At 73.9% G+C, this 25,662-nt stretch carries 21 protein-coding genes; 8 read left to right on the top strand and 13 right to left on the bottom strand.

Annotated elements, in window-relative coordinates; all coding sequences use genetic code 11:
* The first annotated feature begins 255 nt into the window (after positions 1–255).
* The 4 genes from ACGF5O_RS06030 to ACGF5O_RS06015 all read left to right on the top strand — a co-directional run bounded on the left by ACGF5O_RS06030 (position 256) and on the right by ACGF5O_RS06015 (position 7,443).
* Positions 256–2,901, top strand: coding sequence for a CocE/NonD family hydrolase (locus tag ACGF5O_RS06030; RefSeq protein ID WP_393808698.1), 2,646 nt, complete (start codon positions 256–258; stop codon positions 2,899–2,901).
* A complete protein-coding gene (locus ACGF5O_RS06025) occupies positions 2,898–3,773 on the top strand; it encodes an ABC transporter permease (protein ID WP_393808697.1) in 876 nt (291 codons plus the stop codon). The genes ACGF5O_RS06030 and ACGF5O_RS06025 overlap by 4 nt, the downstream gene beginning before the upstream one ends.
* A gap of 169 nt (positions 3,774–3,942) precedes the next feature.
* Positions 3,943–5,430: a von Willebrand factor type A domain-containing protein gene (locus ACGF5O_RS06020; protein ID WP_393808696.1), complete on the top strand. Its 1,488-nt coding sequence runs from the start codon at positions 3,943–3,945 to the stop codon at positions 5,428–5,430.
* Positions 5,431–5,532: 102 nt separating this feature from the next.
* Positions 5,533–7,443 carry an AMP-dependent synthetase/ligase gene (locus ACGF5O_RS06015; protein WP_393808695.1) on the top strand — a complete coding sequence of 637 codons (1,911 nt, stop codon included), beginning with the start codon at positions 5,533–5,535 and terminating at the stop codon, positions 7,441–7,443.
* Positions 7,444–7,501: 58 nt separating this feature from the next.
* Here the strand turns inward: ACGF5O_RS06015 and ACGF5O_RS06010 are convergent, their stop codons facing one another.
* Entirely contained in the window at positions 7,502–7,912 is a 411-nt protein-coding gene (locus tag ACGF5O_RS06010) for a rodlin (RefSeq protein WP_393808694.1), read from the bottom strand.
* 154 nt (positions 7,913–8,066) lie between these two features.
* The gene (locus ACGF5O_RS06005) at positions 8,067–8,480 is read right to left on the bottom strand and encodes a rodlin (protein WP_294002033.1); all 414 of its coding nucleotides are present in this window, start codon (positions 8,478–8,480) and stop codon (positions 8,067–8,069) included.
* Positions 8,481–8,751: 271 nt separating this feature from the next.
* Here ACGF5O_RS06005 and ACGF5O_RS06000 point away from each other — a divergent pair, with 271 nt between their 5' ends.
* The 3 genes from ACGF5O_RS06000 (at position 8,752) to ACGF5O_RS05990 (ending at position 10,599) form a co-directional block, all read left to right on the top strand.
* Positions 8,752–9,168: a rodlin gene (locus tag ACGF5O_RS06000; RefSeq protein ID WP_393808693.1), complete on the top strand. Its 417-nt coding sequence runs from the start codon at positions 8,752–8,754 to the stop codon at positions 9,166–9,168.
* 290 nt (positions 9,169–9,458) lie between these two features.
* On the top strand, positions 9,459–9,686 hold the full coding sequence (locus ACGF5O_RS05995; RefSeq protein WP_393808692.1) for a chaplin: 228 nt from the start codon (positions 9,459–9,461) through the stop codon (positions 9,684–9,686).
* 118 nt (positions 9,687–9,804) lie between these two features.
* Positions 9,805–10,599 carry a chaplin family protein gene (locus ACGF5O_RS05990; RefSeq protein ID WP_393808691.1) on the top strand — a complete coding sequence of 265 codons (795 nt, stop codon included), beginning with the start codon at positions 9,805–9,807 and terminating at the stop codon, positions 10,597–10,599.
* Positions 10,600–10,641: 42 nt separating this feature from the next.
* Here the strand turns inward: ACGF5O_RS05990 and ACGF5O_RS05985 are convergent, their stop codons facing one another.
* Both ACGF5O_RS05985 and ACGF5O_RS05980 read right to left on the bottom strand, forming a co-directional pair.
* Positions 10,642–11,898 carry an FAD-dependent oxidoreductase gene (locus ACGF5O_RS05985; RefSeq protein WP_393808690.1) on the bottom strand — a complete coding sequence of 419 codons (1,257 nt, stop codon included), beginning with the start codon at positions 11,896–11,898 and terminating at the stop codon, positions 10,642–10,644.
* Positions 11,898–13,433, bottom strand: a complete 1,536-nt coding sequence (locus tag ACGF5O_RS05980; protein WP_393808689.1) for an ATP-grasp domain-containing protein — start codon at positions 13,431–13,433, stop codon at positions 11,898–11,900. Before ACGF5O_RS05980 ends, ACGF5O_RS05985 begins: the two co-directional genes overlap by 1 nt.
* Before the next feature lie 167 nt (positions 13,434–13,600).
* Here ACGF5O_RS05980 and ACGF5O_RS05975 point away from each other — a divergent pair, with 167 nt between their 5' ends.
* Entirely contained in the window at positions 13,601–14,911 is a 1,311-nt protein-coding gene (locus ACGF5O_RS05975; protein WP_393808688.1) for a glycoside hydrolase family 26 protein, read from the top strand.
* Positions 14,912–14,934: 23 nt separating this feature from the next.
* Here ACGF5O_RS05975 and ACGF5O_RS05970 read toward each other — a convergent pair whose 3' ends face one another.
* The 9 genes from ACGF5O_RS05970 to ACGF5O_RS05930 are packed head-to-tail and all read right to left on the bottom strand — an operon-like array spanning position 14,935 to position 25,485.
* Positions 14,935–16,053 (bottom strand): GNAT family N-acetyltransferase, encoded by a 1,119-nt coding sequence (locus ACGF5O_RS05970; protein ID WP_393808687.1) that lies wholly within the window; start codon positions 16,051–16,053, stop codon positions 14,935–14,937.
* Complete coding sequence (locus ACGF5O_RS05965; protein WP_393808686.1) at positions 16,050–16,691, bottom strand: lipopolysaccharide biosynthesis protein; 642 nt, start codon at positions 16,689–16,691, stop codon at positions 16,050–16,052. The genes ACGF5O_RS05970 and ACGF5O_RS05965 overlap by 4 nt, the downstream gene beginning before the upstream one ends.
* Positions 16,688–17,827, bottom strand: a complete 1,140-nt coding sequence (locus ACGF5O_RS05960; RefSeq protein ID WP_393808685.1) for a glycosyltransferase — start codon at positions 17,825–17,827, stop codon at positions 16,688–16,690. The genes ACGF5O_RS05965 and ACGF5O_RS05960 overlap by 4 nt, the downstream gene beginning before the upstream one ends.
* Positions 17,828–18,586 carry a polysaccharide deacetylase family protein gene (locus tag ACGF5O_RS05955; RefSeq protein ID WP_393808684.1) on the bottom strand — a complete coding sequence of 253 codons (759 nt, stop codon included), beginning with the start codon at positions 18,584–18,586 and terminating at the stop codon, positions 17,828–17,830.
* Positions 18,570–20,294: a murein biosynthesis integral membrane protein MurJ gene (gene murJ, locus ACGF5O_RS05950; protein ID WP_393808683.1), complete on the bottom strand. Its 1,725-nt coding sequence runs from the start codon at positions 20,292–20,294 to the stop codon at positions 18,570–18,572. Before murJ ends, ACGF5O_RS05955 begins: the two co-directional genes overlap by 17 nt.
* The gene (locus ACGF5O_RS05945; RefSeq protein WP_393808682.1) at positions 20,291–21,601 is read right to left on the bottom strand and encodes an O-antigen ligase family protein; all 1,311 of its coding nucleotides are present in this window, start codon (positions 21,599–21,601) and stop codon (positions 20,291–20,293) included. The genes murJ and ACGF5O_RS05945 overlap by 4 nt, the downstream gene beginning before the upstream one ends.
* A gap of 2 nt (positions 21,602–21,603) precedes the next feature.
* A complete protein-coding gene (locus ACGF5O_RS05940; RefSeq protein WP_393808681.1) occupies positions 21,604–23,025 on the bottom strand; it encodes an exopolysaccharide biosynthesis polyprenyl glycosylphosphotransferase in 1,422 nt (473 codons plus the stop codon).
* Positions 23,022–24,335 (bottom strand): glycosyltransferase, encoded by a 1,314-nt coding sequence (locus tag ACGF5O_RS05935; RefSeq protein WP_393808680.1) that lies wholly within the window; start codon positions 24,333–24,335, stop codon positions 23,022–23,024. The genes ACGF5O_RS05940 and ACGF5O_RS05935 overlap by 4 nt, the downstream gene beginning before the upstream one ends.
* Before the next feature lie 58 nt (positions 24,336–24,393).
* The gene (locus ACGF5O_RS05930; RefSeq protein ID WP_393808679.1) at positions 24,394–25,485 is read right to left on the bottom strand and encodes a DUF3344 domain-containing protein; all 1,092 of its coding nucleotides are present in this window, start codon (positions 25,483–25,485) and stop codon (positions 24,394–24,396) included.
* Positions 25,486–25,662: the final 177 nt, after the last annotated feature.

Raw genomic sequence — 25,662 nt, 5'->3', positions numbered from 1 at the left:
TGTGTTGCGAGCGTCGGGGCGGACGCCCACCTCAGGGGCGCGGGGAACTGCGCGACCGGCCCCCACCGGGCCCGCGGGGGACCACCGGCCGGTTCGGCGCCGCCGGATTCCGTCGTTGCGGCGGGATCGGGTGGGGCGGTAGCCCCGTGTACCGCGGTCGAAGTAGGCGGGAACAGGGTCGTACTCCTCGGGGATGGCCCGCTGTTCAGCCCACCGTCGGCATCGGATGTCCGTGCGGGCCCGTACCGTTGAAGCATGGATCTTCGACCCCCCGGCCTACGAGCGCTGCTCGGGCGGCCGCGACGGCTGCTGGCCGCCGCGGCCGTCGTCGTCGTGCTGGCCGGCGCCGGTACGTGGACGGCCGTCGCCTCCGACGACCCGGCCCCGGTGCACCGCTCCGACAAGGTGATGGCCGTGGACGGGGTGCGTCTCGACACCTCGTACTTCACCGCCGCCGGCACCGGCCGCCGCCCCGCCGTCCTCCTCGCCCACGGCTTCGGCGGCAGCAAGGACGACATGCGCACCGAGGCCGAGGACCTGGCCCGCGACGGCTACGCGGTCCTCACCTGGTCGGCCCGCGGCTTCGGCAGGTCCACCGGGAAGATCGGCCTCAACGACCCGAAGGGCGAGGTCGCCGACGTCTCCAAGCTCATCGACTGGCTGGCGAAGCAGCCCCAGGTCCAGCTCGACAAGCCCGGCGACCCGCGCGTCGGCATGGCGGGCGGCTCGTACGGCGGCGCGATCTCCCTCCTCACCGCCGGTTACGACGACCGGGTCGACGCCATCGCCCCGTCCATCACGTACTGGAACCTCTCGGACGCCCTGTTCCCGAACGGCGTCTTCAAGAAGCTCTGGGCCGGGATCTTCTTCAACACCGGCGGCGGCTGCGCCGAGTTCCAGCCCGAGCTGTGCGCGATGTACAACCGGGTCGCCGAGTCGGGCAGGCCGGACGCCGCCGCCGTCAAGCTCCTCGAAGAGCGGTCGCCTTCCGCCGTCGGCAGCCGCATCAAGGTGCCGACGCTGCTCTTCCAGGGCCAGACCGACTCCCTCTTCACGCTCGACCAGTCCGACGCCGCCGCGAAGGCCATCAAGGCCAACGGCGCCCCCGTCGACGTCGACTGGATCGCCGGCGGCCACGACGGCGGAAACCTGGAGACCAGCCGCGTCGAGAGCCGGGTGACCTCCTGGTTCGACCGGTATCTCAAGGGCGACAAGGCCACCGACACCGGCCCGGCCTTCCGCGTCACCCGCACCGGCGGCGTCGACTCCACCGACGGCGCCGCCCAGCTGCGCGGCGCGACCGCCGACAGCTACCCCGGCCTGGAGAGCGACCGCAAGGACATCGCCCTGAAGGGCGGCACCCAGCGCGTCGCCAACCCGGCCGGCGCCAGCCCGCCCGCGGTCTCCGCGCTGCCCGGCCTCGGTGGCGGCGGCCTCTCCCAGCTCTCCTCCCTCGGCGTCGGCGTCTCCCTCGACTTCCCGGGCCAGTACGCCCGCTTCGACTCGGCACCGATGACCGACAACGTGCAGATCACCGGCGCCCCCACGGCCACCGTCCACCTCACCTCCACCACCGACGACGCCGTGCTCTTCGGCAAGGTGTACGACGTCGGCCCCGACGGCACCCAGCAGGTGCTGCCCTCCCAGCTGGTCGCCCCGATCCGCGTCGAGGGCGCCAAGGCCGGCCGGGACGTCACGATCACCCTCCCGGCCATCGACCACGAGGTGCAGAAGGGCCACCGGCTCCGCCTGGTCCTCGCCTCCACCGACCTCGGCTACGCCTCCCCGACCGCCCCGGCCACCTACACCGTCACCCTCAGGAGCCCGCTGAGCGTGCCGACGGCACCCCAGGTGGACACGGCCGCCGCACCGCTGCCCGCCTGGGTGTGGTGGCTGCCGGCGGCCGGCGCGCTGGCCGCCCTCGCCCTGCTGCTCACCGGCCGCCGCCGCACCGCGGGCCCTGCCCCCGACCCGGCGCTCGCCGAAGTCCCGCTCCAGATAACGGACCTGAGCAAGCGCTACAAGGGCTCGACCGACCGGTACGCGGTCCGGGAGCTGTCCTTCCGCGTCGAGAAGGGCCAGGTGCTGGGTCTCCTCGGCCCGAACGGCGCGGGCAAGACGACCACGCTGCGCATGCTGATGGGCCTGATCAGGCCGGACGGCGGCGAGGTCCGGGTCTTCGGCCACGCCATCCGCCCCGGCACCCCCGTCCTCTCCCGGGTCGGCGCCTTCGTGGAGGGCGCCGGCTTCCTGCCGCACCTGTCCGGCCGGGAGAACCTGGAGCTGTACTGGCAGGCCACCGGGCGCCCCGCGGAGGACGCCCACCTCGAAGAGGCCCTGCAGATCGCCGGCCTCGGCGACGCGCTGGCCCGCGCGGTCCGCACCTACTCGCAGGGCATGCGGCAGCGCCTCGCCATCGCCCAGGCCATGCTCGGCCTGCCGGACCTGCTCATCCTCGACGAACCCACCAACGGCCTCGACCCGCCGCAGATCCGCGAGATGCGCGAGGTGATGATCCGCTACGCGGCCGCCGGCCGCACCGTGATCGTCTCCAGCCATCTCCTCGCCGAGGTCGAGCAGTCCTGCACCCACCTCGTGGTGATGGACCGCGGCCGGCTCGTCCAGGCCGGACCGGTCGCCGAGATCATCGGCTCCGGCGACACCCTCCTCGTCGGCACCGGCACCCCCGTGGAGGAGCCGGTCGTGGAGAAGGTGGCCGCGCTGCCCGGCGTGGCCTCCGTGACCAGCACGGACGACGGCCTGCTCGTCCGCATGGAGCCCGGCGGCAGCGCACCGCGCCTGGTCGCCGAACTCGTCCGCCTCGACGTGCCGGTCGCGTCGGTCGGCCCGCACCGCCGTCTGGAAGACGCCTTCCTGACCCTGATCGGAGGTTCCGCATGAGCAGCAGCACGAGCACTCTCACCGAGAAGGCCGCGGTCGCCTCCGGCTACCGGGCCGGCCGCACCCTGCCGCTCCGCGTCGAACTGGTCCGCCAGCTCAAGCGCCGCCGCACCCTGGTGATGGGCGGGATCCTCGCCGTACTGCCGTTCGTGCTGCTGATCGCGTTCGCCATCGGCGGCCAGCCGGGCGAGCAGAACGGCCAGGTCACCCTCCTGGACACGGCCACCGCGTCCGGCGCCAACTTCGCCGCGGTCAACCTGTTCGTGTCGGCGGGCTTCCTGCTGGTCATCCCGGTCGCCCTGTTCTGCGGGGACACGGTCGCCTCCGAGGCGAGCTGGTCCTCCCTGCGCTACCTGCTCGCGGCACCCGTGCCGAGGGCCCGGCTGCTCTGGTCCAAACTGGTCGTCGCGCTCGGCCTCAGCCTGGCCGCGATGATCCTGCTGCCGCTGGTCGCCCTGGCCGTCGGCACGGCCGCCTACGGCTGGGGGCCGCTCCAGATCCCCACCGGCGGCTCACTCGACACCACCACCGCCGCCCAGCGCCTCGCGATCGTCGTCGCGTACGTCTTCCTGTCCCAACTGGTCACCGCGGGCCTCGCGTTCTGGCTCTCCACGAAGACCGACGCGCCCCTCGGCGCGGTCGGCGGCGCGGTCGGCCTGACCATCGTCGGCAACGTCCTGGACGCGGTCACCGCCCTCGGCCACTGGCGCGACTTCCTGCCCGCGCACTGGCAGTTCGCCTGGGCGGACGCCGTACAACCCCACCTGGAGTGGTCCGGCATGATCCAGGGCACGGCCGTCTCCATAACGTACGCCCTGGTGCTGTTCGCCCTGGCCTTCCGGGGTTTCGCCCGCAAGGACATCGTCTCCTAGATCACCGGACGATCTCCCTCCGGCCTCGAAACCCCTGGTCCGTGGCCGCTTCGAGATCCATCCGCAACGCAACGGGACGCACGTTCCGGCCCCCCGCGCCGTCACAGTCGACGACAAGTCAGGAAGAAGAGTCGGGAAGTCGACTCCGACCGGCACAGGGGGCACAGCGATGAACCGACACCGGACCCGACGACAGACCTGCGCGGCACTGCTCGCTCTCACCACCGCGGGCACCCTGCTGCTGACCGGCTGCGGCGCCGACGAGAACCGCGCCGACGGCGCGAATTACACGACCGCCACCGACGCCCCGGACCCCTCCCGGGCCGCGGGCGACGAGACCGGCGCACCCTCCGACCACCTCTCCACCTTCGCCCTCGACGTCGACACCGCCTCCTACGGCTACGCCCGCCGCACCCTCGCCGACGGCGGCCGCCCCGACCCCTCGACCGTCCGGCCCGAGGAATTCGTCAACAGCTTCCGCCAGGACTACCGCACCCCCGAGCACAACGGCTTCACGGTCACCGTCGACGGCGCCCGCACCAGCGATCCGGACTGGTCCCTGGTCCGCGTCGGCCTCGCCACCCGCCCCGCCGCCGACGACCCCGACGAACGTCCCCCGGCCGCCCTCACCTTCGTCATCGACGTCTCCGGTTCCATGGGCGAACCGGGCCGCCTCGACCTGGCCAGGAAGTCCCTGGACACGATGACCGACAGGCTGCGCGACGACGACTCGGTCGCGCTCGTCACCTTCAGCGAACACGCCGAGACGGTCCTCCCGATGACCCGCCTCGGCGGCCACCGCGCCGAGATCCACGACGCCGTCGACGGCCTCGCCCCGCTCTCCTCCACCAACCTCGGCGAGGGCGTCGAGACCGGCTACGCCACCGCCGTCGAGGGCCTGCGCAAGAACGCCACCAACCGCGTCGTCCTGATCTCCGACGCCCTCGCCAACGACGGCGAGACCGACCCGAACGCCATCCTCAGGCGCATCGACGGCGACCGCCGCGAGTACGGCATCACCCTGTTCGGCGTCGGCGTGGGCAGCGACTACGGCGACGCGCTCATGGAACGCCTGGCCGACAAGGGCGACGGCCACACGGTCTACGTCTCCGACACCGCGACCGCCGCCGACGTCTTCTGCCGCCGACTCCCGCAGAACATCGACCTGGTGGCCCGCGACGCCAAGGCCCAGGTGGCCTTCGACCCGCACACGGTCGCCGACTTCCGCCTGATCGGCTACCAGGACCGCAAGGTCGCCGACCAGGACTTCCGCAACGACCGGGTCGACGGTGGCGAGATCGGCCCCGGCCACACGGTCACCGCCCTCTACGCCGTCCGCACCGTCCCCGGCACGACCGGCCACCTCGCCACTGCCACGGTCCGCTGGCTCGACCCCAACACCCGTTCCCCCCACGAGAACACGGGCTCGATGGAGACCAACACCCTCTACGACGACGTCTGGTCGGCCTCCCCACGCTTCCAAGTGGCGGCAGTCGCCGCCTACTTCGCGGACGCGCTGGCGGAGGGGGAGTACGGCATGCCGGGAGCACCGAGCCTCACCAAGCTCCAGTCCCGGGCAACGACTCTGGCAAGGGTGACCGAGGACAAGGACGTCGCCGAGTTGTCCACAGCGATCGGCGAGGCAACGCCCCTTTAGGGGCGCGGGGAACTGCGCGACCAGCCCCCACCCACCCGCACCCGAACTCCGAACCCTCCGAACCCATTGACCTCTCCTTACTTCCGAGTAAGTTGACGCCCCATGAGCGTACGCAGCGACCTCGAACGAGCACGTCGGCTGACGGATCTGGCAGATCGGGGCAGAGTCGAGGTCATCAAGGACGCGAAGGGTGTCGTACGCGAGGCACGCCGAGAGCCGCTGGCGCCACCCCTCACCACCGGCTCCCTCGCCGACCTCCCCTACACCAACGCTGCGGCGGAACCCCACGCCACCGCGATCCGCCGCAGCGACGGCCCGGTCACCGCGGAAGCCTTCGCGGCCCAGGTGACCTCCGCCGCAAAGGGCCTCATCGCCGCCGGCCTGACCGCAGGCGCCCGCGTCGCCGTCATGTCCCGTACCCGCTACGAGTGGACGGTCCTCGACTTCGCCGTCTGGGCGGCCGGCGGTGTGACCGTCCCGGTCTACCCCACCTCCTCCGCCGACCAGGTGGAGTGGATCGTCCGGGACTCCGGCGCCCGCCACGTCGTCACCGAGACCGCGCAGCACACCGCCACCGTCACCACCGGCACGGCCGCCCACGAACACCCGCCGCGGATCTGGGAGTTGGACGCCGGCGCACTCGCCGACCTGACCGCCCTCGGCCGGAGCGTCCCGGACGAGGACGTGGCGAAGCGCCGCGCCGCGCTCACCCCCGACACGGTCGCCACCGTCTGCTACACCTCCGGCACCACCGGCCGCCCCAAGGGCTGCGTCCTCACCCACGCCAACCTGCACGCCGAGGCCGCCAACACGGTCGAGCTGCTGCACCCCGTCTTCCAGGCGGTCACCGGCCGGGCCGCGTCCACCCTGCTGTTCCTCCCGCTCGCCCACATCCTGGGCCGTACGCTCCAGATCGCCTGCCTGCTGGGCCGGATCGAGATGGGCCACTTCCCGAGCGTGAAGCCGGACGAACTCCGGCCCGCGCTGCGGGAGTTCCGGCCGACGTTCCTGGTCGGGGTGCCGTACCTCTTCGAGAAGATCCACGACACCGGGCGGGCGACGGCGGAGAAGATCGGGCGGGCCGCGTCCTTCGACCGCGCCGAGCGGACCGGAGTGCGGTTCGCCACGGCCCACCTGGCGAAGTTCCTTGGCAGGGGGAAGGGCCCGGGGCCCGGCCTGTACGCCGCCTGGGCGCTGTACGACCTGCTGGTCTACCGCCGTATCCGCAAGGAGCTCGGCGGCAGGATGCGGTACGCGATCAGCGGCGGCTCACCGCTCGACCGCGACCTCAGCCTGTTCTTCCACGCGGCCGGCATCGTCGTCTACGAGGGCTACGGCCTGACCGAGACCAGCGCGGCCGCCACGATCGTGCCGCCGCTCGCCCCGCGCCCCGGCACGGTGGGACAGCCGATCCCGGGCACGGCCGTACGGATCGCCGACGACGGCGAGGTGCTGGTCAAGGGACCGGTGGTGTTCGGGGCCTACTGGAACAACCCGGCCGCGACCGCCGAAGTGCTGGCGGACGACGGCTGGTTCGAGACCGGCGACCTCGGCGCGCTGGACGCGGACGGGTATCTCACCATCACCGGCCGCAAGAAGGACATCCTGGTCACCTCCGGCGGCAAGAACGTCTCCCCGGCCGTCCTGGAGGACCGGCTGCGCAGCCGGTCGCCGGTCGGCCAGTGCCTGGTGGTCGGCGACAACCGGCCGTTCGTCGCCGCCCTGGTCACCCTGGACCCCGAGGCGGTCGCGCACTGGCTGTCCGTGCGGGGACTGCCGCCGGACACCCCGCTCGCCGGGCTGGTGGGCGACGACCGGATGCGGGCCGAGGTGCAGAAGGCGGTCGACCACGCCAACCTGGCCGTCTCCCGCGCCGAGTCGATCCGGGCCTTCGCCCTGGTGGAGGGCGAGTTCAACGAGGAGAACGGCCTGCTCACGCCGTCTCTGAAGGTCAAGCGGCACGCGGTGACGGCCCGGTACGCGGCCGAGATCGAGGCGCTGTACCGCAGGTGAGCAAAGAGCGGCGGGCCACCGGAGGAACCGGTGGCCCGCCGCCCGCGGAGTCTGCGGACTACTGGTTCGCGGTGCCGTTCGCGGACAGCGCGGAGATGTCGTCCAGGATGTGCGACAGCGGCTCGTCACCCTTGGCCTGGGTGGAGTTCTCGACGCACTGCTGGTTCTGCGGCGCGGACAGGATCGGCACGTCCTGGGCGACGCCGACGGCGACCGCACCGATCAGACCCTGCAGGTTCGCCTTGACCGGGAGGCCGACGCACGGCTTGTTCAGCGAGCCCTGGACCAGCGAGAGCTGCGGGCTCTGGTCGCCGAACGTGGCCGAGTTGCCGAACTCCGACTTGGCGCCGTTGCCGCTGGCCGAGGTGGTGCCGTTGTCGTTGCCGGTGGCCAGGGCCTGGGGAGCGGCCGTGGCCGCGAAACCGGCGACGGTGACGGCGACAGCCGCGGTTGCCCACAGCTTCTTCATGTTTGTTCCCTTTCGAAAGGCGAGCTCCGGGGAGGAGCTGCGTGATCGTCAACCTACCCGGATTCGCCCAGGTTGCGTGGAATGCCCCGATTGGCGGAGCGCAGTCGGATCAACCGACCGGCGCGCTCGAACCGGGGTCCGGCGTACTTCCGGACTACTTGTTGCCGGTGCCGTTCGCGGACAGCGCGGAGATGTCGTCCAGGATGTGCGACAGCGGCTCGTCGCCCTTGGCCTGGGTGGAGTTCTCGACGCACTGCTGGTTCTGCGGCGCGGACAGGATCGGCACGTCCTGGAGGACGCCGACGGCACCCAGGCCGGCCAGGCCCTGGAGGTTCAGCTTCGCCGGGAGGCCGATGCAGGGCTTGTTGAAGGAGCCCTGGATGAGCGCCAGCTGGGGGCTCATGTTGCCGTAGGTGGCGGAGTTGCCGAACGCCTGCTGGGCACCGTTGCCGCTGGCGGAGGTGGTGCCGTGGTCGTTGCCCGTGGCCAGGGCCGGCGAGGCGGCGGCAGCGGAGGCGCCGACGACGGAGGCTGCGACTGCGGCGGCGGCCAGAACCTTCTTGATCACTTGTCAGTTCCCTTCTGAGGATACCCCGTCCACCGGAGCGCTCTGGTCAACTGCGCGCGCTCCGTTTGGTTGCTCCGCTTCACTCCAACGGCCCATGGTCCGGCAGCCGCCGGATTGTGCGACGGCCCGGGTTTCCGGGGAATTCCGGGTGGCCGTCGGTCCGAACGGGTGACGTGCCGCCGGGTGCCGAAACCATTCCGGATGCGGGCGGTTGATGCCGGGCAGGAACGTCCGTCCCGGCCTGAAGCCGGGGCAGGAAAGGAATAGCGAAATGCTGAAGAAGGCAATGGCCGCGGCGGCGGTCGCCGTGTCCGTCGTAGGTGTGTCGGCGGCGGCAGCCCCCCAGGCGCTTGCCACCGGCAACGACCACGGCACCACCTCCGCCAGTGGCAACGGCGCCAAGGAGGCGTTCGGCAACTCGGTGACCAAGGGCAGGATGAGCCCGCAGGCCACCCTGGTCCAGAGCTCGCTCAACAAGCTCTGCGTCGGTCTCCCGGCGAAGGCGAACGCCCAGGGGATCTTCGGCCTCATCGCCGCCGTCGGGGTGGCCCAGGACATCCCGGTCCTGTCCGCCGCACAGAACCAGCAGTGTGCCGAGAACTCGACCCAGGCCAAGGGCGACGAGCCGGTGTCGCACGTCCTGGACGACATCGCGGTCCTCGCGGCCAACGGCGTCGCCAACCAGTGACCCCGGTCCCGTGAAGCCCGCCCGGGCGGTGCGCGTTCATGCGCCCCCGGGCGGGCTTTCGTCGTGGGCGCGTAATTCCCGACGCCGGCCGAAGCGTCGAAGAAGCGTTTCCGCTCTTTATGTCAATTCTGCGGAGGCGTTCGAGTGAATTAACCGACGGCTTGCGTTCCGTAGTTTCTTCGGCTGTCTATTCCTCGTTCTACAAACTGCCGGTCATGGTGCGAGCCGTTCAAGCTGTGCTCGCTCGGTTTCGGCCGACATTCGGCATGACCGCAGAGAAGGGAAAGTTCATGAAGAAGACCGCTGCTGTGATCGCCGGCGCCATCCTGGCGCTGGGCGGTGCCGTCCCCGCCTTCGCCGACGCCGGTGCGCAGGGCACGGCCACCAACTCCCCGGGCGTCGTCTCCGGCGACGTGATCGAGGTTCCGGTCCACGTCCCGGTCAACGCCTGCGGCGACACCGTCGACGTCATCGGTCTGCTGAACCCGTCGTTCGGCAACCCCTGCGCCAACGTCTGACGGCGTCACACAGCGCACCAACCCCCCGGCTGTGTCATGGCCGGCCTCGGACCGCCGGTTCTTCGCATCCGCGGTCCGAGGCCGGCTTTCCACTTCGTCGAGCAGGAAGACAACGAGATTGCGACAGACCCTCAGCAGGGGAGTGCTCGCGGCCGCCGCCGCGACGAGCATTCTGTCCCTGTACGGCAGTCCCGCGCTCGCCGGCACGGACCCGACCGGGACCGCGGCCGGTTCGCCGGGCGTCGTGTCGGGCGGTGCCGCCCAGAGCCCGAGCGCTCCGGCCGAGGACTGCACCGACTCGGCCGGCACCGCCACCGCGTCGCATCCGACGGTCGGCAACTCCTGCGCGGGCGAGCCGGGTTCGGACGAGCACGCCCGCGACCGCGCACGCGAGGGCTCGGGATACGGCTCCGAGGGGAACTCCGGCGGCGAGACCGGCGCAACCCCGCCACCCGACAGCCGTGAGACGCCTCCGGCCTACGGCGAGGACGCGTTTCCGGCCTACGGCGGCGACACTCCGCCCGCGTACGGTGACGACACCCCGCGGGCGTACGGCGACGACAGCCCGCCCGCCTACGGCGAAGACACCCCCCGCGCGTACGGCGACGACAGCCCGCCCGCCTACGGCGAAGACACCCCGCCCCCGCCGTCGTCTCCGCCTCCGACCACCAAACCGCCGACGTCCCCGCCGCCCACCACAGGGCCCCCGACATCGCCGCCGGCCACCCACCCGCCGGTGTCCCCGCCGCCGGGCCGGACGCCTCCGCACGGTGGGCAGCATCACGGGGCGCCGCCCACCCTGCCGCACACCGGAAGTGCGGCCATGCTCGCGGCCTCGGGCGTCAGCGCCGTGCTCGTCGCGGGTGGGGCGGTCCTGTACCGCCGGGGACGAACGGCCTCCCGTCGGCCGTAGCGGAAGGGGTGCCGGACGCCGAAAGGCCCGGCACCCCGCCCGTCAGCTCCGCACCGCGTCCGGCGCCGACTCCCGCCGCCCGGCCGGGACGCCCCAGCCGGCCGGCCCCGAGCGCAGCCGCCGCCGTACCCCGCGCACCAGCGTCGGCGCGGTGAAGCCGGCGCCGTGCACGAAGCGCATCGCCGGACCGAAGCCCGCCGCCGTGACCAGACCGGCCAGGAACAGCCCGGGATACGACGACTCGAAGTCCCGGCCCACCTCGGGCGCCCCGTCGGCCCCGGTCACCAGGGTCGTCCGCAGGTCGTCGGCGAGCAGCGTGAGCCGCCCCCGGGTCGCCCTGAACCCCGTGGCCGCGATGACGTGTTCGGTCTCCAGGGTGCCCACCCCGCCGCCGCGCACCGCGGTGTCCAGACGTACCCCGCCCGCCGTCGCGCGCGCCGCCGTGACCTCGCGGCCGAGCAGCACCTCCACCCCGGACTCCACCCGTTCCCGCACCCACCAGGCGCCGGCTGGACCAAGGGCGTTCGCCGCGATCCGGGTCCGGGTCGGCTCGGTGAGCCGCCGGTACAGGCCGGGCCGCTCGGAGTAGAACCAGTTCCGCCAGCCGGGGCCGAGCCCGCTGTGCGGGGCGCGGACCGACTGCCACCGGGGGCGCTGCCAGGGCGGCGGCACCTCGTTCCAGAACAGTTCGTCCGCACGCACCAGCACCCGTGCCCGGGCGCCCAGTTCGGCGAGGAGCGCGGCCGTCTCCAGGGCCGCCTGGCCGCCGCCGATCACCGTGACGTCCCGGCCCCGGAACCGGTCCAGGTCGGCGTGGTGGCTGCTGTGCGTGACCAGGTCGGGGGAGAGGCCGCGCACGGCGGCCGGGATCTCCACGAACGGCAGCACGCCGATGGCGAGGGCGACCGTCCGGCCGTGCACGACCTCGCCGTCCGCCGTCGTCGCCTCGAAGCCGCCGGCGCGCGGCGCGACCCGGGTGACCATGCGTTCGTCGACGGGCGGTGCGGCGTTGCGGGCGAACCACAGGCCGTACTCGGCGAACATGTCCAGCGGGATCGGCTGCCCGTGCCGGGCGGTCACGCCGCGGCCCGCGCAGTAGACGTCCAGCCGCCAACGCGCCTCGGGGTCGGACAGGTTGGATGCCCAGGGCTCGGACTTGAGGAACATCCCGCGGGGCATGTGGTCGCGCCAGGACGCCATCGGGCGGCCGAAGACCCGCACGTTCAGGCCCGCCGCCGCGGCGTGGGACGCGATGGACAGGCCGTACGGGCCCGCGCCCACCACCAGCAGGTCGTACATCAGCAGCTGCTCGCTTTCTCGTCGTCGGACCGGTCGGGCAGACCGGAGAGGCCGGCGGCACCGGGCGCGGCGGGGACCCCGGCCACGCCGGTGAACTCCTCGTCCCGGGCCGCGGGCACGAGGGGTTCCCCGGTCTGGGGTGCGGGCACGAGGGGTTCCCCGGTCTGGGGTGCGGGCACGAGGGGTTCCCCGGTCTGGGGTGCGGGCACGAGGGGTTCCCCGGTCTGGGCCGCGGGCACGAGGGGTTCCCCGGTCTGGGGTGCGGGCACGAGGGGTTCCCCGGTCTGGGGTGCGGGCACCAGGGGCTCGCCGGCCTGGCGGACCACGGGCGTGTGCGGGTGCGGTGCCCGGGCGGCCGACCCGTCGCGCAGCCGGTCGAGGAGCCGGCCCGCCACGTGCCGGCCCCACAGCGCCCACATCGCGAGGCCCGGCCCCCGGTCGTCCGGCGCGGACCAGGCCAGCTCCCGCCCGCGCGGGGCCGGACGCAGCGCGCTCAGCGGCGCGTAGTTCTCCACCACGAACGCCCGCCCGGCCAGCGGCGCCCCGTCCGGCAGCGGACGGTGGGTCAGGTCCAGGTGCAGGGCGCGTACGACGTCCAGGCCGGCGCTGTCGGTGAAGAGCCGGAACTGGGCGCCCGGACGGGGGTTGAAGTCGAGGAGGTGGTAGCGGCCGGTGCTGCCGCAGCGCCGGAAGTCCAGGTCGAAGATGCCCCGGAAGCCCAGCTCGCCGGTGAGCCGCTCGGCCAGCGCCCGGACCTGCGGGTTGGGCGTCCACAGGCCGACCGCGGTCAGCCCGGCGCCCCGCGGCCAGGCCTGCTGCTTGCGGCCGGGGCCGCCCGCGTGCACCTGCCCGGTGCGGTCGGCGTAGCCGTGGAAGAACCAGTCGCGGTCCGGGCCCGGCGGCAGGAACTCCTGGAGCAGCAGCCTGCTGCCCGCCTCCTCGCTGCGCAGGTACAGCTCCACCGCCTCCTGTGCCGAGCGCACCACGACCGTGCTGCGCAGCCCGGCCCCGGCCGGCAGCAGCCAGGGACGGCTCCACTTGGCGATCACCGGCAGCCCGAGCCGCCGGACCGCGGCGGCGGCCTGCTCGGCGCTGTCCGGGACCAGGGTCGGCGGGTGCGGGATCCCGGCCGCCGCGCACACCTCCGCCAACTCGGCCTTGTCGGCGACGCGTTCGGGCAGGGTGCCGGGCTGCTGCGGGAGCAGGTAGGCAGGCGCGAGGTCGGCGCGGAGCCGGCCGGCCGCGATGGCGCTCGCGTCGTCCATCGGGATCAGCACCGCGGGACGGCCGATCCGCGCCGCCACCCGGCGCAGCACGGCCGCGATGTCGGCGGGCGACGCGCCCGGCGCCGGCGGTGGATGCAGCTGCCGTACGAAGCGGGACCTGCGGACCGGGCTGCCCGCGGAGTCGGCGACCACGTGGACCTCCACCCCGGCTCTGCCGAGCGAGCGCACGGCCCCCAGGGTGCCGTGGTGAAAGGGATTCCGGTCGATCCGCAGCAGAACCGCGGGGACCCGGATGTCTAGCAGCGACACGCACCATTTCCTTTGCGTCTGTTCACCCGTGCGGGCGTTCGGGGTACCCGAAAGCCGCAACCGCACTGGCGGAATTCATATTGATATGACTGAGTGTCAGTAACTGGCACTTTCTCAGGGGTGCTGCGAACGGATTAGTACGAGTACTGGTGGAGAAAGGAGCAGGCATGGCCCCACAGCTGCGAAAGCGGACGCGGTTCCGGTGGTGTCGGCCGGCCGTGGCCGCGGCGGCCGTCGTCGCCGCCTCGGCGACCCTGGCGACCGGCCCGGGATTCGCCGTGGGTGCGGGGGCGGCGCGGATCACCGGCCCACCGGCTCCCACACCCGCGACAGCCGTCCCGACCCCCACGACGTCCGTCCCGGCATCAGCGGCACCCCTGCCGACCCCGACCCCGACCCCGGCCGCCGACGCACCGGCCGTCGGTGCGTCGGCCAGGGCGACGCCCCCGGCCTTCGGGGCGTTCCTCGACTCCGGACCGCTCGGCGTCGCCCGCATGGCCCAGCTGAGCAGCTGGCTCGGCGGCACCGAGCTGAAGGTCGCGCACACGTATCTGCCCGGCAACCGCTGGGCCGACATCGAGGGCGCCCCCGGCTTCCTGGACGTCTGGGCGCACTGGCGACGGGAGAAGGCCGACCGGACGCTCGTCCTGAACGTGCCGATGCAGGAGCGCAACGAGGAGGGCATCGGCGACGACGAGGTCCGCTCGCTGCTGCGGCAGGGCGCCGCCGGAGACTTCGATCACCACTTCCGGGCCCTGGCCGAGCGGCTGGTGGAGCTGCGCGTCCCGGACACGGTCATCGTGCTCGGCTGGGAGATGAACGGCATTACCTACACCCATCGTTGCGGGCCGGACCCGGAGGCCTGGAAGGCGTACTGGAAAAGAATCGTCACCACCATGCGTGCGGTGCCGGGCCAGAAATTCCGGTTCGACTTCACGTCGAGCCGGGGCCGCGACGCCGTTCCGTGGACGGAGTGCTATCCCGGGGACGACACGGTCGACATCATCGGCATGGATTCCTACGACCAGCCGTCCGGACTGTCCTTCGACCAACAGGTGCGGGAACCCTACGGACTTCAGCAGCACGTCGATTTCGCGAAGGCCCACGGAAAACCCATCTCCTATCCGGAATGGGGTCTCTTCCGCAACGGGGACAACGCCGAGTACATGCGGCGGATGCTCGCCTGGATGGACGAGCACAAGCCGCTGTACAACACGCTGACCGACTACTGCCCGCACGGTGTCTGGCAGTGCTCGGTCAACCCGCGCTCCGCGCACGTCTACCGCGATGCCCTCTTCGGCCGCACCGACACCACGACCACGACCACGACTCCGACACCGACCCCGACACCGTCCCCGGGCACCTCGCCCCCGGCCGTCGCGCCCAGCGCCACGCCCGCGTCCGGCTGCACGTCGTTGGACCTGGGTTCCTGGATCGAGTACTGGCTCGGCGAGGAGCTCTGCTTCAGCCTCGACTGACGCACGGACCGGCCCGGCACCGCCTACTCCTGCCGACGCTCCTTCCACCGCTGCCGCACCTCCCTGATCCGCCGCCGGGCGGCGGCGTCGCACAGCGCCGCCGTCAGCAGCGGTGCGGTGCGCCGCCGGGCCAGCAGCAGCCGCTGGTTGACGACCGGCAGGGGCCGCCAGTGGTGCTTGTACGGCTCGTCGCCGCGCAGCAGGCTCAGCGCGCCCCGCTCACCGCTGCCGGTGTGCTGCGCGCAGGCGTCGAGCAGCATCACCGCCACGTCCGCCTTGCGCTCCCGCAGCCGCGGATGCGCCCCGTACAGGTAGCCGCCGGCGAGACTCGGCGCCAGCAGGGTCAGGTCGACGGCGACCACCTCGTCGTCGAGCCGGAACTCGGTGACCACCGCGTCCCCGGACCGCACCATCGGCCCCACCGAGCGCACCAGATGCTCCTGGAACCGGGACTGGAGGTGCTCGGTGGTCACCTTCCGCCCCTGCCACTGGAGCCGGTGCAGGTCGAGGAGGCGGCGCAGCGCCGCGTCCACCCCGTCGGGCGGCACCACGTCCCGGCGCACCCCGAGCGAGCCCAGCTTGCGCAGTTTCGCGCGCACCCGCTGGGCCTTGCCGGACGGCAGCCGCCCGACCAGCTCGTCCATCGGCACGGCCGGCAGTTCCAGGCAGACCGAGTCCGGCACCTTCCGGCACGGTCCGCGCCAGCGCTCGTAGACCCGCTCCGCCGCGCCGCCGGGCCGCACCTCGCGGAAGTCGATCAGCGCCGTCCGGGCCGCCTCGGCCAGCTCCCGGGTGAGGGCGCCCGCCACCCGGCCGTCGTCGCCGTCGGCGAGCAGTACGTCCGCGTAGTCGGAGATCGCCCCGCCGAGCGGCACCAGCGTGGGCAGCGGCCGGTGCACCAGCGTCAGTGGGGCCGCGCCGACCAGCTCACCGCCGTAGCGGACCAGGACCAGGCGGAGCCGGCCGGGGGTGCCGTAGGAGCGCCACCAGGAGTGCAGCCAGGCGTGGCTCTGGAACGGGGTGGCCGTGCCGCACCGCCGGTAGAGGCGGCCCCAGGCCGGGGCCAGCTCGGCGAAGACGCCCTCGTCGGTGACGAGTTCGGTGGTGTACGCGGCGAGCGTCGGGTGGGCCGTCGTCGTCACAGCTGTCCGTGTACGTCGGCGGCGACGGCCGGGCCGGGCACCGAGGCCTGGAAGGCGGCCTCCTCCACCCGGCGCCGGGGCCGGACCAGGAGCACCAGACCGCCCAGCAGCCCGCCCGCGCTCGCGCCCACCAGAGCGGTCACCTTCGAGGACGTGGAGGTCGGCGTGGTCGGCTTCGGCGCCCGGGAGAACTGGAGGAGCTCGACGTTCGTGTCGCTCTTGGTGTCGTCGGCGTGCTGGATGAGCGAGCGGGCCACCGCGTTGGCCATGTCGGTGGCCTGGAGGGCGTGCGGCGAGGTGGCCGAGACGGCGACCATCGGCGCGTCCGGCGAGGTCTCCGTCTGCACACTGCTCTGCAGCGTCTTCAGCGGCACCCCGGCCCACATCTGGGCGTCCCCGAGCACCGCGAGCTGGGTGGCGACCCGGCCGTAGGCCTGCGCGAAGCCCTGCGCGGACGCGGTGTCGGACTTGTCGGCGGTGACGGCGATGACATAGGCGGTCGCCGTGTAGCTCGGCGGCGTCAGCACGCCGTAGGCGCCGCCCAGCAGCCCGCCGGCGAGGACCCCGGCCGCCAGCAGCGACCAGGGCGGGATCGCGCGCGGGAACGGGCGGGGTGCTCGGACGGTGTTCTCGGTCATGGCGTACTGGCTCCCTGAGGTGTGGTGGCGAGTGCGGCCGCGTAGACGTCCATGAGCTGGGCGGCGCTGCGGGTGATGCAGTAGTGACGGGCGGCGTCCGGCACGCCGCGCGGGCCGGGTCCTGCGGCGCGGACGGCGGCCAGCGCCCCGGCGTAGGCGGCGGCACCGCCCGTGACCCGGCGGGCGCCCGGGGCGGCGGCGGGCGGCAGGTCCTCGACGGCCGGGCAGGAGCTGTAGAGCACGGGCAGTCCGGCGGCCAGCGCCTCGACGACCGCGAGACCGAACGCCTCCTCGGCGGAGGGCGAGGCGAACACGTCCATGGCGGAGGTGAGGGCGGGCAGGTCGGGGTCCTCGGCGCGGTCGGAGGCGTAGGGCCGCTCGCCCGCGAACAGCACCCGGCCGCCGACCCCGGCCGCCCGCGCCGCGCCGCGCAGGGCGTCCTCCTCCGGGCCGCCGCCCACCAGCAGCAGCCTGGAGTCGGCGGGGAGCCGGGCGAGGGCCTCGACCAGGACGCCGAACCGCTTGCCGGGCGCGAGCCGCCCGACGGCACCGACCACCCAGGCGTCCCGCGGGATGCCGAGCCGGTCCCGGACGCGCCGGCGCCGGTCCGGGTCGAAGCGGAACCGGTCCAGGTCGATGCCGTTCGGGACGACCTCGATCCGCGGCCCCGGCACCCCCCACCGGCGCAGCCGCTCGGCGACGGTCGGCGAGACGGCCACCGTGGACCGCCCGAGCCGCTCGCCCGCCAGGTACAACGCCCGTACACCCGACGTCAGTTCACGCCCCTCCAGCTGCGAGTCGCCCAGGGAGTGCTCGGTGGCGACGACCGCCCTGACCCCCGCGAGGCGCGCGGCGATCCGGCCGTAGAGACAGGCCCGGTACAGATGGGTGTGGACCAGGTCGTAACGGCCCCCGCGGATCAGCCGGACCAGGCGCGGCAGCGCGGCCAGGTCCCGGTTCCCGGCCATCCCCAGGTGGACCACCCGCACCCCGTCCGCGGCCAGCCCGTCCGCGACCGGCCCCGGGTTGGTGAGCGTGACGACGTCGCAGGAGACCGGCAGATGCCGCAGCAGCAGCCGCAGTTGCTGCTCCGCGCCGCCGACCCCGAGGCCCGTGATGACATGCAGTGCCCTCATTCACAGCCCCTCGACGGGACGGCGGCGCAGCCGGTGCAGCCGGTACTTCAGGAAGAGGCGTACGGCGTGGTCGTGCTGCCCGATGTGCACGCGGGGCAGTGCGTGCGGGCCGCCCAGCGGGCCCGGGTCGATGGCGCAGCCGTAGCCGTACCCGGCGTCCCGCACGGCGTCGACGGCCCGCTGGTCGACGGTGCCGTAGGGGTAGCAGAAGCCCTCGACGGGGGCCTGCACCAGCTCCTCCAGCTGCGCCCGGCTGTCCGCGGTCTCGGCCCGCAGCGTCTCCGCGTCGGCCTTCGTCAGGTCGACGTGGGTGAGCCCGTGGGAGCCGATCTCCACCCCGCTGCCGGCGGCCCGTCGGACGCCGTCGGCGGTGAGCAGCGGCTTGCGCGGGCCCAGCGGGTCCCAGGCGTTGTCGCCGCCGAACCGCCCGGGCAGCACGAACAGGGTGGCGCCGCAGCCCCAGCGGTCGAGCAGGGGCAGGGCGTGGTCGAGGAAGTCGGCGTACCCGTCGTCGAAGGTCAGCGCCACCAGCCGGCGCCCCTCGCCGCGGGCCCGGGCCGCGAGCAGCGCGGACACCGACACCCCGCGCAGCCCCCGCCGGCGCAGCCAGCCCAGCTGTTTCTCCAGCCGGGCGGGGGAGACGGTGACGCGGTACGGGTCGTCGGAACAGTCGCCCACGGAGTGGTACATGGCGACCCAGGGGACCGGGCCGGTGACGCGTCCGGACCTCGCGGTGGCGGACTCAATGGAAGACGGCATGCGCGAGCCTTCGGGTGACGGTGGCTACGGAACGGAGTGCGGGTGCGAAACCCTGGGCGTCCAGGGCCCAGCCGAGCAGGACGAAGACGACGGTGACGGCCGTGACGCCGGCGGCCAGACCGGTGAGCGGGTCCGCCGGCTCCGCGGCGGCGAAGATCCCGACGGCGGTCGCGGCGACCGCCGCCCGCACCGGCCGGCTCAGCTCGACGAGCACCCGCCGGGTACGGATCGGGACGCTGCGCGGGCCCATGCCGGCCAGCAGGAGTACGGCGGTGGCGGTGATGCCGGCGGCGTTGGCGGCGGCGATGCCGGTGACGCCGTACCGGCCGACCGTCAGGGCGCCGATCCAGGAGGTCACCACGATCCCGGCGGCCATCGCGCCCACCGGGTACCAGCTGGCGCGGCCCGCCGAGAAGTAGGAGCGGACCAGCACCCCGACCAGGGTCTGGCCGAGCAGCCCGAGCGCGTACACGCGCATCACCCCGGCCGTGGCCGCGGTGTCGGCGGCGGTGAACGCCCCGCGCTGGAACAGCAGGTGGACGAGTTGCGGCGCGCAGGCCACGACCACGGCGGTGCCGAGCAGCACCACGCTCGCGGCCACCGACAGATCCCGCTCGACCCGGCTCCGGGCCCGCTCGGTGTCGCCCTCGGCCAGCGCCCGGGCCACCACCGGGAAGGTGACCGTGCACAGCATCATCGACATCGTCATCGGGATCTGCGCGACCTTCTGCGCGTAGTTCAGGTGCGAGATGGCCCCGGAGTGCAGGTGCGAGGCGAGGAACCGCTCGATCAGCACCTGCGACTGCCGGCACAGCGCGAACAGCAGCACGGTGGCCATCAGTGCCACGTTCAGCGGCCGCTCCCCGGTCCCGGTCACGCCCTCCTCCCGCGCCTTGGGCCGGTCCCGCAACTGCCGCAGCAGCGACGGAGCCTGTACGGCGACCATCAGAGCACCCCCCGCCGCCACCCCGAACGCCGCCGACCTGACGCCCCAGTGGCCGCCGAGCGCGAACATCGCCGCGATGATGCCGGCGTTGTAGGCGACGTAGATCGCGGCCGGGGCGAGGAAGCGCCGGTGCGCGCGGAGGGCGGCGCTGCAGTACCCGGCCAGCCCGAAGGTCAGCACACAGGTGGCGGTGAGCCGGGTGCAGCCGACGGCCAGCCCGGGATCCCGCAGCCCGGGCGCGAGCACCTCCACGAGCTGCGGCGCCCCGCCGATCAGCAGCGCGCCGACGCCGGCGAAGGCCAGGGCCAGCTTGGGCAGCGTCCCCGCGACGAGAGCCCGGACGGGATCGCCGGGCGCCCCCTGCGTCCGCCGGGCGAGGGCCACGCTGAACGCGGGCACGAGGGCGAACGCCAGCCCGTCCTCGATCAGCAGCGTCGCCGCGAACTCGGGCACGGTCCACGCCACGAGAAACGCGTCGGTGTCCCGCCCGGCCCCGAACAGCCGCGCGAGCGACTGGTCCCGGATCAGCCCCAGCACCGACCCGAGCACGGAGAAGACGGCGGTGCCCAGAGCGGCCTTGGCGAGGAAACCACGAGTGGGGGGTGGGTTCTCGACGCCGGGCTCGGCAACTTCCTCAGGGGCGCGGGGCTGTGACAGGTGCGGCTCCGCCGCGTGGGCGCGCTCAGCCCCCACCGGCCCGCAGCCGACGTCCGGCCCGTCCACCTCCGGCAGCCCCGAAGCCTGAGAAGGCGTCACGGTCACCGCGCCGCAGCCTTCTCGTCCCGCTCCGCCCCCACCAACGCCCACCACGCCACCGCCCCGAACACCACCGCCGTGAGAACCGTCGAGGGCCCCCCGATGTCGGCGTACGCGAAATCCACCAGCTGCCAGATCAGCAACCCGCACCCCACCAGCGCGCAGTCGAGCCCGTCACCCGCACGCACCCGCCACAGCCCCCGCAGCCCGCACGCCAGCAGCGCCAGCCAGCTGCCCGCCAGGGCCAGCAGCCCGAGCAGCCCCTGCTCGCTGAGCACCAGCAGGTACATGTTGTGCGGCGACAGCAGCGGCTGCTTCCGGTACGCCGCCCCCGCCCCCTCCGTGTCGCTCCCGGACGACAGCGCCAGCGAGGCGTGCGCGTCCCGGTACGCGGGGAAGTTCTTCAGGCCGACGCCGGTCACCGGGTGCTCCCGCCACATCCCCGTCGCCGCCGCCCACAGCGTGTACCGGTCGACCACCGACTGGTCCGGCGCGTCCGTGACCTGCCCGATGCTGCTGAGCCGCTCCTGGAGCATCGCCGTACCGACCCCGAAGCCGCCCACCAGCACCACGCCGGCCGCGGCCGCGACCGCGACCGTCTTCAGCGCCCGCCGCAGCCCGGCCAGGGCGAGCTGCGCACCGCAGGTCAGGACCGTCGCGATCCAGGCGCCCCGGCTGAAGGAGACGGCCAGCGGCAGCAGCAGTCCGAGCGTGCAGGCCCCCGCCGCCACCCGCTGCCGTACCGGGGAGTGCCCGAGCGTCAGCCCGAGCGCGCAGACCAGGCCGAACGACACCACCGTCGCCATGCCCATCACGTCCTGCGGTCCGAACGTGCCGACCGCGCGGATCTCCTCGCCCTGGTACGACGCCCCGGTCCCGGTGACGTACTGGTGCACGCCGACCGCGCCCTGCCAGACCGCGAGCCCCACGAACGACCAGGCCAGCAGCCGGAAGTCGGCGCGGTCCCGGACCAGCAGCACGACGGCTGCGGGGACCAGGACGAACACCTGGAGGTAGCGGCCGAGGCCGGTCACCCCGGCGCCCGGCGAGGCCGCGCCCATCGCCGCGACGGCCAGTCCCACCACCGGCATGCCGAGCACCACCGCGGCCGTCGCCGACAGCGGTCGCCGCCGTTCCCGTACCGCCCGCAGCGCGGCGTACAGCACCACGAGGGCGGACACCGCATCGGCGGGCCCCGCACCGCTCTCCTCGCCGCCCGGGGCGAGCGGCAGCGCGAGGACCGCGAGGACCGCGACCGCGGCCAGGACCGGCGGCAGCCGCAGCGGCCTGGCCGGCGACAGTGCGAAGCTCATTCTCAGCTCCCCGTCGAGCGCACGAGCGCGGCGGCGGTGCGCAGCAGGATGCAGACGTCCTGCCACAGCGACCAGTTGTCGATGTAGGCGTTGTCGAAGCGGGCCCGGTCCTCGATGGAGGTGTCGCCGCGCAGCCCGTTGATCTGGGCGAGTCCGGTGATGCCGGTCTGCATCCGGTGGCGGGCCGCGTAGCCCGGGTAGCTCTGGCTGAACTGGCCGACGAAATAAGGGCGTTCGGGGCGCGGGCCGACCAGGCTCATGTCGCCCCAGAGCACGTTCCACAGCTGGAGCAGCTCGTCCAGGGACGTCTGGCGCAGGAAGCGGCAGAAGCGGCTCATCTTGATCTCGCCGGCCACGCTCCAGCGGGTGGCCGCCTCGTGCTCGTCGACCGGGCGGTGGGTGCGCAGCTTCAGCAGGGTGAAGGGGCGGCCGTCCTTGCCGATCCGCTCCTGCCGGAAGACGACCCCCGGTCCGTCGGTGATCCGCAGCACCGTCGCGCAGACCAGCAGCAGCGGTCCGGCCAGTACCAGCGCCGCCCCGGAGACGGCGATGTCCAGGACCCGCTTGCCGGCGCTGCCGCGCCGCCGCGAGCCCATCTCCAGGCGGCGGCAGGAGAACCCGGCGAGCTGGTCGCGCATCTCGTACGCCGGTGAGTCCGCGTCGACCTCCCACACCACGCAGCCCGACTCGGCCAGCGCCCGCAGCAGCGGGCCCTGTTGGGTGCGGACGGCGGGGTGGACGGTGAGGACGGCCCGGACCCCGTTCTGGATCAGGGCCCGCTCGACCTCCTCGCCGGTGGTCAGCACGGGCAGGCCCCCGGCGCCCTCGGGGTGTTCGGCGACGACGCCGACCGGGCGCACTCCGCAGCCCGGGTGGCGCAGCACGGCGGCGGCGACCCGCTGGGCGGTGGCGGCCGGGCCGATGACCAGGGCGGCGCGCGGCCGGCGCAGCAGGGCGAGGCGGCGCCGCCAGTGCACCAGGCCGCGGCCCGCGCCGGCCGCCGCCGCGTGCAGGGCGAAGCCGAGGAGCAGGATGTGGAAGGAGAGCGCGCGGTCCGGGTCCCAGGCGGCGACGGCCGCGGCCAGGCCCAGCCAGACGACGGCGATCCGGCCGCAGACGGCCGGGAGTTCGTCCAGGATCCCGGTCATGCGCCGGACGGTCTGCGGGCGCAGCAGTATCGCCCCGGCCAGCAGCAGACCGACCAGGACCGGCCGGCGGACGGCCTCGTCGAGCGCGGCCGCGCCGAGCAGCGCGGCACACAGGTCGGCGGCGAGCAGCGGCGCCGGGGAGGCGGGCCGCACGGGCGGTCGCCGCAGCGGGAACCGGAAGCCGCCCGCGGCGCGCGGCGGCAGGACGGAGACGGGCGAGAGTCCGTGGTCCCGGGGCTGCGCGCCGGGGGAGGGGACGGTGCTTTCCGCGGTCACGAGTGGATGGACTCCCTGCGCTCGAAGGACACCAGCGGCTGCCCGCCGAGGAGTTCGCGGTACAGCTCCGCGACCGCCTGCGCCGTGCGCCGCACGTCGTGCGTGGACAGGACGTGCCGGCGCCCCCGGTCGCCGAGCGAGGCGCGCAGCTCCGGGTCGAGGAGCAGCGCGGCGACGGCCCCGGCGAGCGCACCCGGCCGCCCCGGCGGGACCAGGCAGTGCGCCGCCTGGCCGGGCGGCAGGCTCTCGCGGGCGCCGTCGACATCGGTGACCAGCACCGGCCGCCCGCAGGCCAGTGCCTCCAGCGGGGCGAGCGCCATGCCCTCCCAGCGCGAGGGCAGCACCACCAGGTCGGCGGCCCGGTACCAGGGGCGGACGTCCGCGACGGGGCCCACGAACTCGACGGGGGCGGCGACGGAGGCGGGGGGAGTGGCAGCGGCGGCGAGCAGGCGCAGCGTCTCCCGGTCGGGTCCGTCGCCGACCAGGGCCAGCCGGGCGCCCGGCACCCGGCGCAGCACCTCGGGCCAGGCCCGCAGCAGCACGTCCTGGCCCTTCTGCCGGCACAGCCGCCCGACACAGACGACCAGGGGAGCCCGCGCGGACCGCTCGCCCGGGTCGGCCGGGGAGCCGGGGGAGACGAGGGCACTCGGAGCGGCCTGGGAGCCGGGGAAGGTGAGGGCGCCGGGGTCGGCCGGGGAGCCGGAGGAGGCGAGGGCACTCGGGGCGGCCGGGGAGCCGGGGGAGCCCGCGGTGTCGGGGGCGCCCGGGGTGAAGTGCTCGGTGTCGATGCCGTTCGGGACGACCGTGTACCGGGCGCGGATACCGGCGTGCACGCCGGTCGCGCGCTCGGCCTCGCTGACGCACACCACCCGGTGCGCCCAGCGTGCGCCCCACCGCTCCCACCTCAGCGCCAGCGCGGCGGTGGCGCCGCCGACGGCCTCGAAGGACCAGGCGTGCGGCTGGAACAGGGTCGGGACGCGCCCGCGCACGGCGAGCCGTCCGGCGAGGCCCGCCTTCGCGCTGTGCGCGTGCACCAGCGCGGGCCGTACCTCGTCGAGGAGCCGGCCGAGGCGTCGTACCTCGTCCGGGAGACCGGTGCCCGGGGAGCGGTCGGCGCGCCACCCGCGCACCTCGGCGCCCAGGTCCCGCGCGCGCTCGGCCAGTTCACCGCCGGGGCAGGCCACCGTGACCCGCAGACCGGCCGTGAGCTGGGCCTTCGCCAGGTCCAGGACGACCCGGGCCACGCCGCCCTCGACGGGTTGCGCCAGGTGAAGGACCCGTGGCCGAGGGTCGGTGGCTGATCGGTGCATACGCGGATTCCTCGCTCACGGGGGGCGCGCTCGGGACTGCGGGCGGGAACGCGGCGTACTACTGCGCCTCCACGGCGGCGAAGAGCGCGCCCGCCCACGCCGCGTCGCGCTGGGAAACGAGCCGGAAGCTCAGCTGGTCACCGCCCTGGGCGAGACCGGTGCCCAGATCGAACACATCCGAGTCGTAGCCGAGCGTGTTGGCGTACGCGGGCTCACGCCGGGCGCGTACCGGGCCGGGTTCGTTGATCGTGGAGTTGAGTACGTCGTCGGCCGGGTCGGCGGAGTCCTGGAGCGGGACGGGTGCGTGCCCGGCGGTGGTGCAGGTGAGCGAGTCGCCGGTGCCGCCCCGGTCGCCGTTGTAGGCCACCAGGCCCACCATCCCGTCGGCGCCACGCGGGGCGTGTAGCCCGTTCAGGCGTACCTCGACCGGCGTGTCGAGGGAGCTGAAGCCGTCCCGGAGGGAGAGCGTGCGCAGCGGCTGCGCCGGGTCCTCGTACGCCACGACCAGCGTCCAGCCGCCCCAGGCGCCGGACCGGGACCTGCCCGAGGCCGCGTTCACCTGGCCGACCGTCCACAGTCCGGAACCGCTGGAGCGGACCAGCGCGGTCACGTCCGCCGAGGCCTGGAAGGCGTCGGCGCCCCGGCCCACGCGGTGGCCCACCACCGTGTCGGCGAGCAACTCCTTGTACGCGCCGCCGGGTTCGGCGATCAGCACCCGCCCGTCGTCGGCGGCCGGCTTCTGTTCGCCGGCCAGCAGGTTGCCGCCCCAGTACAGCCGCGCGTACGTCACCCGGGAGCCCGCCGGCAGCCGGAGCTCGGCGCGGGAGGAGTTGTAGGTGTCGGGGTTGTCGTCGACGTCGACGTAGAACATGTCGAAGTTCCCGTTCACCGCCGGGACCTGGCCCTCCCGGGCGGCCTGGCAGGGCGGTTCGGACGGCTCGCCGGGCATCGTGCGGCAGCTGACGGACGCGTTGGCCGCGCGGGCGAAACCGCCGTGCAGCACCGCGTGGTAGCGCTCGGCGAAGGGGATGCGCGGAGCCTCGGGGGCGGGCGGGGCCGTCGCCCGGGCGGTGCCCGGTGCCCAGGCCGAGGCGAGGACGAGCGCGCTCGCCGACGCACGGCGCAGCAGCGGGCCCAGGGGATTGCGCATGACCGGCTTCGTTCCTTCAGGGAGACGGGAGCGGGAGACGGGAGACAGGGAGACGAGGGTGCGGGATGAGTGCGATGTGATGCCAATACGGGTAAGTCGGGAGGTTCGCAACTCTAGTCGCTATCCGTATTAATCCGTCAAAACCGGGCAAGTGTGTCGGAGTCGTGAAGGCGGCTC

Source organism: Streptomyces sp. NPDC048291 (assembly GCF_043201715.1).
Classification (GTDB): Bacteria; Actinomycetota; Actinomycetes; order Streptomycetales; family Streptomycetaceae; genus Streptomyces.
Note: the sequence above shows the minus strand (reverse complement) of the source record. Positions and strands in the feature narration are given on the sequence as shown.

Excerpts from the sequence above, each read along its gene's own strand:
- ACGF5O_RS06030 (WP_393808698.1), top strand. The coding sequence starts at position 256 with ATGGATCTTCGACCCCCCGGCCTACGAGCGCTGCTCGGGCGGCCGCGA.
- ACGF5O_RS06025 (WP_393808697.1), top strand. The coding sequence starts at position 2,898 with ATGAGCAGCAGCACGAGCACTCTCACCGAGAAGGCCGCGGTCGCCTCC.
- ACGF5O_RS06020 (WP_393808696.1), top strand. The coding sequence starts at position 3,943 with ATGAACCGACACCGGACCCGACGACAGACCTGCGCGGCACTGCTCGCT.
- ACGF5O_RS06015 (WP_393808695.1), top strand. The coding sequence starts at position 5,533 with ATGAGCGTACGCAGCGACCTCGAACGAGCACGTCGGCTGACGGATCTG.
- ACGF5O_RS06010 (WP_393808694.1), bottom strand. The coding sequence starts at position 7,912 with ATGAAGAAGCTGTGGGCAACCGCGGCTGTCGCCGTCACCGTCGCCGGT.
- ACGF5O_RS06000 (WP_393808693.1), top strand. The coding sequence starts at position 8,752 with ATGCTGAAGAAGGCAATGGCCGCGGCGGCGGTCGCCGTGTCCGTCGTA.
- ACGF5O_RS05995 (WP_393808692.1), top strand. The coding sequence starts at position 9,459 with ATGAAGAAGACCGCTGCTGTGATCGCCGGCGCCATCCTGGCGCTGGGC.
- ACGF5O_RS05985 (WP_393808690.1), bottom strand. The coding sequence starts at position 11,898 with ATGTACGACCTGCTGGTGGTGGGCGCGGGCCCGTACGGCCTGTCCATC.
- ACGF5O_RS05975 (WP_393808688.1), top strand. The coding sequence starts at position 13,601 with ATGGCCCCACAGCTGCGAAAGCGGACGCGGTTCCGGTGGTGTCGGCCG.
- ACGF5O_RS05965 (WP_393808686.1), bottom strand. The coding sequence starts at position 16,691 with ATGACCGAGAACACCGTCCGAGCACCCCGCCCGTTCCCGCGCGCGATC.
- ACGF5O_RS05960 (WP_393808685.1), bottom strand. The coding sequence starts at position 17,827 with ATGAGGGCACTGCATGTCATCACGGGCCTCGGGGTCGGCGGCGCGGAG.
- ACGF5O_RS05955 (WP_393808684.1), bottom strand. The coding sequence starts at position 18,586 with ATGCCGTCTTCCATTGAGTCCGCCACCGCGAGGTCCGGACGCGTCACC.
- ACGF5O_RS05945 (WP_393808682.1), bottom strand. The coding sequence starts at position 21,601 with ATGAGCTTCGCACTGTCGCCGGCCAGGCCGCTGCGGCTGCCGCCGGTC.
- ACGF5O_RS05935 (WP_393808680.1), bottom strand. The coding sequence starts at position 24,335 with ATGCACCGATCAGCCACCGACCCTCGGCCACGGGTCCTTCACCTGGCG.
- ACGF5O_RS05930 (WP_393808679.1), bottom strand. The coding sequence starts at position 25,485 with ATGCGCAATCCCCTGGGCCCGCTGCTGCGCCGTGCGTCGGCGAGCGCG.